Genomic DNA, 8060 nt, shown 5'->3' with positions numbered 1-8060 from the left:
CTGTTGCTTATCGTCAGATGTCCCTGCTGCTGCGCCGCCCACCAGGCCGCGAAGCTTATCCGGGCGATGTCTTCTATCTCCACTCACGTCTGCTCGAGCGTTCGGCCAAGCTGAACGAAGCGAATGGTTCCGGCTCGATGACGGCTCTGCCGATCATTGAAACCCAGGCCAATGACGTGTCCGCCTATATTCCAACCAATGTGATCTCGATCACTGACGGCCAGATCTTCCTGGAAACCGACCTGTTCTATCAGGGCATCCGCCCTGCCGTGAACGTCGGCCTGTCGGTGTCGCGCGTTGGTTCGGCTGCCCAGACCAAAGCGATGAAGCAGGTTGCCGGCAAGATGAAGGGCGAACTGGCCCAGTACCGCGAAATGGCGGCCTTTGCCCAGTTCGGTTCCGATCTTGACGCCGCAACGCAAAAACTGCTGAGCCGTGGTCAGCGCCTGACCGAGCTTCTGAAACAGCCGCAATTCTCGCCGCTGTCGATGGAAGAACAAGTCTGCGCGATCTATGCCGGTACACGTGGCTATCTCGACCGCATCGCAATCGGCGACATCAAGCGTTTTGAAGCAGATCTTCTGCGTCATCTCCATGCCGAGCATGCCTCTCTCATGGCGGCTATCCGCGATGAGAAAAAGGTAAGCGACAAATCCGAGGCCGAGCTGAAGGGCGTTCTGGACAAGTTCACCGAACATTTCGCGTGAATTTGAACCGTAACGACCACTTGGGAGTGCCGAATGGCGAGCCTTAAGGACCTTCGAAATCGTATCGCCAGCGTGAAGTCCACGCAGAAGATCACCAAGGCGATGCAGATGGTGTCAGCGGCCAAGCTGCGCCGGGCCCAGGAAGCCGCGGAAGCCGCGCGCCCCTATGCCGGGCGTATGGCTGCCGTGATGGCGAACCTGTCCAGCGCGATGTCCGGAACCGCAGGCGCTTCACCGCTCTTGGTCGGCACTGGCCATGACGACAAGTATCTCCTGCTGGTCATGACGGCTGATCGCGGCCTGTGTGGCGGCTTCAATTCCAACATTGCCCGCTTGGCACGCACCCGTGTCAACGAGCTGCAGCGCGCCGGCAAGAGCGTCCAGATCGTCTGCGTTGGCAAGAAGGGCTTCGACCAGCTGAAGCGCCAATTTGCCTCGCTGATCGTCAAAATGTTCGATCTCAAGGCCGAGAAGACCCTCAATGGCGCTGTTGCCGCACGGATCGGTGATGAGATCACCGACAGATTCGATGCCGGCGAGTTCGACGTTTGTGAAATCATCGCCTCGGAATTCGTTTCGGTGATCTCGCAAAAGCCTTTCGCCAAGGCGCTGATTCCGGCGATCAATGCCATCGATGAAGGCGCCCCGCGTCCCGATACGGGTGGCGGCATCTACGACGCCGAGCCGGACGAAGAGAGCATTCTCAACGCCTTGCTGCCGCGCTATATCACGACCGTAATCCTGTCGACACTGCTGGAAAATTCGGCTGGCGAAATGGGGGCCCGTATGGCCGCCATGGATAATGCCACCCGCAATGCCGGCGAACTGATCGACAAGCTGAACCTTCTTTATAACCGCACCCGTCAGGCGCAAATCACGACGGAGTTGACTGAAATCATCTCCGGCGCCGAAGCTCTCTAGACGAGGGGAAGACCAATCATGAGCACTCTTAAAGGCCGTATTGTCCAGATCACCGGCGCCGTCGTCGACGTCGAATTCGATGGTGGACTGCCCAACATCCTCAACGCCTTGCTGTCGACCAATGACGGCAAGCCGCTGACCCTCGAAGTCTCGCAGCATCTTGGCGAGAACACGGTTCGCACCATCGCCATGGACGCGACCGAGGGCCTGCAGCGCGGCGTTGAAGTGACCGACACGGGCGGACCAATCATGGTTCCCGTTGGTCCCGGCACGCTTGGCCGCATCATGAACGTGACCGGCATGCCGATCGATGAAGCGGGCGATATTCCGCACTCGATCAAAGCGCCGATCCACCGGGCTGCTCCAACCTTTGCCGAGCAGGCAACGGAAGCTGAAATCCTGCCGACCGGCATCAAGGTCGTCGATCTGCTCTGCCCCTACGCAAAGGGCGGCAAGATCGGCCTGTTTGGCGGCGCCGGCGTTGGCAAAACCGTTCTGATCCAGGAGTTGATCAACAACATCGCAAAGATGTTTGGTGGCTACTCGGTCTTCGCCGGTGTTGGCGAGCGGACCCGTGAAGGTAATGACCTCTACTGGGAAATGATCGAGTCGGGCGTCAACAAGAACCCGAAAGACCATGGCGGCTCTACCGAGGGCTCGCGTTGTTCCCTCGTGTTCGGCCAGATGAATGAGCCGCCAGGAGCACGCGCCCGCGTTGCGCTCTCGGGCCTCGCCCAGGCTGAATATTTCCGCGATGAAGAGGGCAAGGACGTCCTCTTCTTCGTCGACAATATCTTCCGCTTCACCCAGGCCGGTTCCGAAGTGTCCGCCCTCCTCGGCCGTATCCCGTCGGCAGTGGGCTATCAGCCTACCTTGTCGACCGATATGGGCGCGCTGCAGGAACGCATTACCTCGACCAACAAGGGTTCGATCACCTCGGTGCAGGCCGTTTACGTGCCCGCCGATGACTTGACCGACCCGGCCCCGGCCGCGACATTTGCCCACCTCGATGCGACCACGGTTCTCAATCGTGCGATCTCGGAAAAGGGCATCTATCCAGCTGTGGATCCGCTCGATTCGACCTCGCGCATTCTCGAGCCTCGCATCGTTGGTGAAGATCACTACAACACCGCCCGTCGGGTCCAGGAAACGCTCCAGCGCTACAAGGCGCTGCAGGACATCATCGCCATCCTCGGCATGGACGAGCTGTCCGAAGAGGACAAAATGCTGGTGACCCGCGCTCGCAAGATCGAACGCTTCCTGTCGCAGCCATTCGACGTGGCCGAAATCTTCACCGGCTTCCCGGGCATCCAGGTGCCTGTGGCTGATACGGTCAAGGGCTTCAAGGCGATCTGCGACGGCGAATATGATCATCTGCCCGAGCAGGCCTTCTACATGGTCGGCACGATCGATGACGCTGTGAAAAAAGCCGAGAAAATGGCTGCGGAGGCCGCGTAAGCGGTTTCCCGGTTATGGCCGGAGAATGATTGATGGCTGACAAGCTGCATTTTGACCTCGTATCGCCGGAGCGCCGCCTGTTTGCGGGTGACGTCGATATGGTCGTCGTGCCCGGCGCCGAAGGTGATTTCGGCGTTCTGCCGAAGCATGCCCCCTTCATGTCGGTGATCCGCACCGGTGCGATCATCGTCACGATTGACGGCGTTGCCGAGCGCACCTTCATCGAAGGCGGTTTCGCCGAGGTGACGCCGGATGGTCTGACCATTCTGGCCGAACTCGCGATCCCGGTTTCGGAGATCGATGTTGCTCAACTCGACCAAGACCTCAAGAACGCCCAGGAAGATCTCGGCGTTGCCAAGACCGAAGCCGATATCGAGCAGGCGCAAGAACGCCTGACTCGCCTGGAAGCGATGCGGATGGCCGTCGCCAACTGATCCGACTGACCCATTTGAATTGATCAAGGCCGTCCCGATGGGGCGGCCTTTTTCTATGGCGCCGTCGGCGATGCCGGGGCGCAATTGCGCGTGCGCCAGGCGCTTGGGGTCTCCGCTGTGACATCCTTGAACGCCTTGTTGAAATTCGACCGGGTCTGGAAGCCGCAATCGAGCATCAGTTCGACCAGGGGCCGCCCCGGTTCGGCCGCCATCAGGCGCTGGGCCTCGGCGATGCGCCAGCCATTAATCCAGCGGCTGACGCTGACCCCGAACTGGTCGTTGACAGTTTCGGATACCAGCCGTTGCGGCAGGCCCAACTGGCGCGCGAGCCGAGCGACTGTCAATTCCGGATCCAGCCATGGGCGCGCCTCCGTCATGTGATGCTCGAGCCGGGTTTTAACCGGGCCGTTGCCGGCAGGATCCCGGCGGATGCGGGTCATAATCCAACTCAGGGGACCGGTCTGGTTCAAGCTGGTCAGGAGAAAATAGGCGAGAAAGACCAGAAACCCGGCAATCATGACGATCAAGGTGCGCGAACGGCCCAGATCGTCACTGCCGGCCAGTTCGACCATCACGCCCAAATCGGCCAGCGCCATCAGAAACAACCAGCCGCACACCATGTATTTCCATCGCCGGGCAGCGGGCGTTGTGGGCACGATTCGGATCAGACCATAGCCGGCATAGCCGGCGAGGCTGAGAATGATGGCCTGGTCGAGATAGGGCCCATCACCCAGCAGCATCCGGATCAGGGCGAGGCCCGCCGGGCCCGCCAGATGAATCAGATCGCCAGGTGTCAGCCGCTTGGACGGGCGGGCCATAGCACGCAGATGGAGGAAAGTGGCTGGTGCCAGGCCCATGGCCAGGATGGGTCGCCACCAGACCAGGCCTGGTCTGAGTTCCATCACTGCCAGGCTGGTCAGCAAATGCTGGACTGCAAACAGGGTGAAGACCACTGCCAGAAGCCTGTGCGCCAGCCGCGGCTCCGAACGCAAATTGGCGAGAAAAACCGCCATGATGGCCGACAGGGCGGCGGATATGTGGAGGACCGACAGCATCGAGACTTGATAAGGCGTCTCGCCCGCTTGTCCAAGATCGCGATTCTACATGTCCACAATCGCGCTTGAGGGCGCATGTCTGGCGCAAACCGGCTTGGCTGGGCTCACCCTGAAGGAGGCCCCGATGACCCATCCCCCTGCCTTGTCCCGTTTTGCCGCTGCCCTGATTCTGGGGATAGCGTTGACCCAACCCGCTTGCTCGCTCCCGGAGTCCGATGCGGACCTTATCATCCAGCACGCAACCCTGCTCAGCCCCGAGCGCGCCGCCCCGCTTGAGAACGCTTGGGTCAAGGTGAGCGGGGACCGGATCATTGGGATCGGAACGGGCCCGGTCGAGTCTGGCGATGCGCGAGTGGTCGATGCCGAGGGTGCCTATCTGACGCCAGGCCTGATCGACAGCCATGTCCATCTCTACCATGCGACCGGATTGCGGGCCCGCTATACCGATGATTACGCCAGCCTGTATCAGGGCTATATGGAGCAACAACCGCGCAGCTTCTTGTTTTACGGCTTCACCACAGTCATCGAACTCAATGCCGATGCCGAGACGAATGCCCGCTTTGAAGCGGCACCGCTTCACCCGCATTTGGTCCATTGCGGCCAGGGCATTGCGCTTTCGGATGGCTTCATGGCGCTTGAGCTTGAAGGGGCGCCAGTCGGCGATGCCTATCCCGGCTATCTCATCGACAGCTACGCCAACGGCCTCGTTCCCGAGGGCGCGAACCCCGCCGCTCACACGCCAGAAGCCGTTGTGGAGTCCGTCATCCGTCAGGGTGGTCAGTGCATCAAACTCTACTACGAAGAGGCTCTGTGGTGGCCTGGCGGGGCGCCAGACTTTCGTCTACCCTCGGTCGGGATCATTCGCGACGTGGTCCAGGCAGCCCATGCAGCCAATCTGCCGGTCCTGCTGCACGCCACCACCCCGGCGGGCCATGAATTCGCCCTTGAAACCGGGGTCGACATTCTCGCGCACGGCATGTGGGAATGGACCGGCCAGACTTTCACTGATCCGCGACCCTCTGCTGAGATCGCTGACATCGCCCGGCGCGTGGCCCTTTCGGACATCGCGGTGCAGCCGACCTTCCAGACCATCCGCAATACGGCTAGCCTGTTCGACACGTCCGTGCTCGAAGCCCCACGGTGGGCCGATGTGGTCCCGGCCGCATACCTCGACTATTTGCGCGGTGACGCCCAGGTGCAGCGCGAGAATTTCCTGACCATGTTCGGCGATATGATCGCAGAAGGCAGCGATGCCGAAGACATGGGAGCGGCCCAGTCAGCCTTCCTCGAGCGCTACAAAAACCTGATTTGGGAAATGTATGTCGAACACGCCCGTTTCCTGTTCGGGAGTGACACGGCGGTCGGCGGTTTCGGCTGGGCCTCACCTCCGGGTCTGGCGGGCTATTGGGAGATGCAGAACTGGGTGGATGCGGGCATTTCCCTCCCGACCCTGTTCCGGAGCATGACGATCGATAATGCCGCCGCCTTCGGGCTGGCTGGCGAGATCGGCTCGATCGAACCGGGCAAGCGTGCCGATATTCTGATCCTGCGGGCCAATCCACTGGTTGATGTGACCGCGTATGATCAGATCGAGCTGGTAGTTCTGGCTGGCGAAGTGATCGAACGCTCAAGCCTGTCTGCGCGGCAAATGGAGGCTCCGGGACGCTAGCGTCCGAACGCGCGAAATGCCTCGACGACCTGCAGATAGACATCCCGCTTCCACGGAATGATCAGATCCGGGATTTCCGCCAGCTCGCCCCAGCGCCAGGCATCGAACTCCACTTCGACATGGCGCTTCAGATCGATGTCGGCATCACAGCCATTGAAGCGAAGGGCAAACCAACGCTGCTTCTGACCGAGATGACGCTTTTTGTGGAAGCGCGGATCTTCGCGGACCGCTGGCGGATAATCATAGGCGAGCCAGCCGGGAATATCACCGAGCGGCTCGACAAGATCGGGACTGATGCCGGTTTCTTCTTCCAGCTCGCGCAGGGCTGCGAGCTCGGCGGTTTCGCCCTCATCCATCCCCCCTTGCGGCAATTGCCAGTTCCAGGGCGGCGGCGTGCCATCGCGGCGGCCTAGCCAGACCTGGCCCTGGGCGTTGAACAGGGCGATGCCGACATTGGCGCGATGATGGGGCCAGGGATCGCTTGGCTGCGACATTAGTGACCCGAAGCGGGCGGTGCCGGCGCATGATCGCCGCCACTCGAAGCCTCTGCCGGCGGACGCGACCAGCGATTATCGATCACTTGCTCAGGCTCGGGCTCCAGCGCGCGGGCCTCGGCCGCAAGTCTGGCCTGCAAGCGCCGCCGCGCCATCACGGCCGAGGGCGGCGCCAGCTGATAGCCGCGCGAGTCCAAGCTGTTAGCCCAGTCGCGGACATGGTTGACCGTGGTCGGATAGGAGAAGCCGGCACCGAGCGCGGCGCCGTTTTGCAGCGCCAGCGCCTCAAGCGTCAGGAGATGGTCGTCAATCGCCGTCGGGCTTGGATCCTCGTCGAGGACGCGATCGGCGATGGCATATTGAACGTCGGTCGCCTGGGCTGCAGTCTCGATTACCGTACGGCGTCCGGCACCATCATGCAGGAAGGCAAGACCGCGATCCTCCAGGCTTTGCAGCAGCTGCGTCATCGCCGTTTCCGAGGTCGAGAAGCGTGCGCCGAGATAGTTGGAAACCGCGAAATAGCCGGTGGTGCGGCTCAGAACCCATTCCAACCGTGCCAGATTGTCAGCCGGTGAACCGTCAGCCAGCAAGGTTTGCGGGCCTGGATCATTATTGGGGTAGTCGAAGGGTTCCATCGGTGCTTCGATCAGGACTTCATGACCGGCCGCGCGGGCCAGATCGACCCAGGTCTGCAGATCGCGGGTATAGGGCGCAAAGCTGAGCGCGATCGCTGGCGGCAGATCGTCAATTGCGCTCTGGGTCACTGCCCGGTTGAGCCCCATCCCGCCGATTACGACCGCGACGGTCGGTGCACCCGGATCCCCGTGGAAAGGCCGTGCATAGGCCCGCGAAGGGCGCAGGCCATTGGCGGCGATTATGGGGAGCGGCCCATCGGGTCCGTTCTCGCTGAGGCCGGGCAACGGCGCCGGCGCGAGCGCGTTTGCATTGGTTGAGCGGGCGGCATGGCGCGCTTCTGCCTCGGCCGGATCGGAACCGGCATTGTGAACGGGCGGCGCTTCGAACCGGTCCTCGACGCCGGCGAGGCGGACCTCGTCGCTGCCCGCCGGCTCAACAAACTGGATTCCAGGCGGTTGGTCGGTCGGCGCGATCCGCAATTCGGCGGCGGTATGGACCGTTTCGATCGGGGCGGGCGACACGCCGCCACGCGCTTGAGGCGGTTGCAGATCGGCTTTGCCAAACACGGCAACGCCCAGAATCACGACTGCGAACAGTGCCGTAGCGCCCAGGCCGGCAAAGAGCGGGGCCTTGATCGACAGCAGGGGTTCGACATGACGTAGGACGGCGCTGGACATGGGTGCGAT

General features: G+C 61.8%; 7 protein-coding genes and 1 pseudogene. 5 read left to right on the top strand and 3 right to left on the bottom strand.

The annotated features are described in order from the left end of the window. The 4 genes and pseudogenes from AAC029_RS03260 to AAC029_RS03245 form a co-directional block, all read left to right on the top strand. A pseudogene (locus AAC029_RS03260) lies at positions 1-707 on the top strand (F0F1 ATP synthase subunit alpha); the annotation flags it as partial. A gap of 33 nt (positions 708-740) precedes the next feature. Next, positions 741-1628 carry a F0F1 ATP synthase subunit gamma gene (locus AAC029_RS03255; protein WP_339743894.1) on the top strand — a complete coding sequence of 296 codons (888 nt, stop codon included), beginning with the start codon at positions 741-743 and terminating at the stop codon, positions 1626-1628. A gap of 18 nt (positions 1629-1646) precedes the next feature. Beyond that, complete coding sequence (gene atpD, locus AAC029_RS03250) at positions 1647-3086, top strand: F0F1 ATP synthase subunit beta (RefSeq protein WP_339743892.1); 1440 nt, start codon at positions 1647-1649, stop codon at positions 3084-3086. Positions 3087-3118: 32 nt separating this feature from the next. Beyond that, the gene (locus tag AAC029_RS03245) at positions 3119-3520 is read left to right on the top strand and encodes a F0F1 ATP synthase subunit epsilon (protein ID WP_339743890.1); all 402 of its coding nucleotides are present in this window, start codon (positions 3119-3121) and stop codon (positions 3518-3520) included. A 53-nt stretch (positions 3521-3573) separates the two neighbouring features. Here AAC029_RS03245 and AAC029_RS03240 read toward each other — a convergent pair whose 3' ends face one another. Continuing rightward, the gene (locus tag AAC029_RS03240) at positions 3574-4533 is read right to left on the bottom strand and encodes a helix-turn-helix domain-containing protein (RefSeq protein ID WP_339743888.1); all 960 of its coding nucleotides are present in this window, start codon (positions 4531-4533) and stop codon (positions 3574-3576) included. Between the two features lie 166 nt (positions 4534-4699). On the opposite strand from AAC029_RS03240, the gene AAC029_RS03235 reads away from it, so the two are divergent. After that, positions 4700-6244, top strand: a complete 1545-nt coding sequence (locus AAC029_RS03235; RefSeq protein ID WP_339743886.1) for an amidohydrolase family protein — start codon at positions 4700-4702, stop codon at positions 6242-6244. Here the strand turns inward: AAC029_RS03235 and AAC029_RS03230 are convergent. After that, entirely contained in the window at positions 6241-6738 is a 498-nt protein-coding gene (locus AAC029_RS03230) for an RNA pyrophosphohydrolase (RefSeq protein ID WP_339743884.1), read from the bottom strand. The genes AAC029_RS03235 and AAC029_RS03230 overlap by 4 nt on opposite strands. Continuing rightward, positions 6738-8051 carry a divergent polysaccharide deacetylase family protein gene (locus AAC029_RS03225; protein ID WP_339743882.1) on the bottom strand — a complete coding sequence of 438 codons (1314 nt, stop codon included), beginning with the start codon at positions 8049-8051 and terminating at the stop codon, positions 6738-6740. The genes AAC029_RS03230 and AAC029_RS03225 overlap by 1 nt, the downstream gene beginning before the upstream one ends. Positions 8052-8060 lie beyond the last annotated feature (9 nt).

Origin of the sequence: uncultured Maricaulis sp. (assembly GCF_963975345.1) — a bacterium.
In the GTDB taxonomy this organism is placed as follows: Bacteria; Pseudomonadota; Alphaproteobacteria; order Caulobacterales; family Maricaulaceae; genus Maricaulis.
Note: the sequence above shows the minus strand (reverse complement) of the source record. Positions and strands in the feature narration are given on the sequence as shown.

Coding starts and splice junctions, on each gene's coding strand:
- AAC029_RS03255 (WP_339743894.1), top strand. CDS start 741: ATGGCGAGCCTTAAGGACCTTCGAAATCGTATCGCCAGCGTGAAGTCC.
- atpD (WP_339743892.1), top strand. CDS start 1,647: ATGAGCACTCTTAAAGGCCGTATTGTCCAGATCACCGGCGCCGTCGTC.
- AAC029_RS03245 (WP_339743890.1), top strand. CDS start 3,119: ATGGCTGACAAGCTGCATTTTGACCTCGTATCGCCGGAGCGCCGCCTG.
- AAC029_RS03240 (WP_339743888.1), bottom strand. CDS start 4,533: ATGGCGGTTTTTCTCGCCAATTTGCGTTCGGAGCCGCGGCTGGCGCAC.
- AAC029_RS03235 (WP_339743886.1), top strand. CDS start 4,700: ATGACCCATCCCCCTGCCTTGTCCCGTTTTGCCGCTGCCCTGATTCTG.
- AAC029_RS03230 (WP_339743884.1), bottom strand. CDS start 6,738: ATGTCGCAGCCAAGCGATCCCTGGCCCCATCATCGCGCCAATGTCGGC.
- AAC029_RS03225 (WP_339743882.1), bottom strand. CDS start 8,051: ATGTCCAGCGCCGTCCTACGTCATGTCGAACCCCTGCTGTCGATCAAG.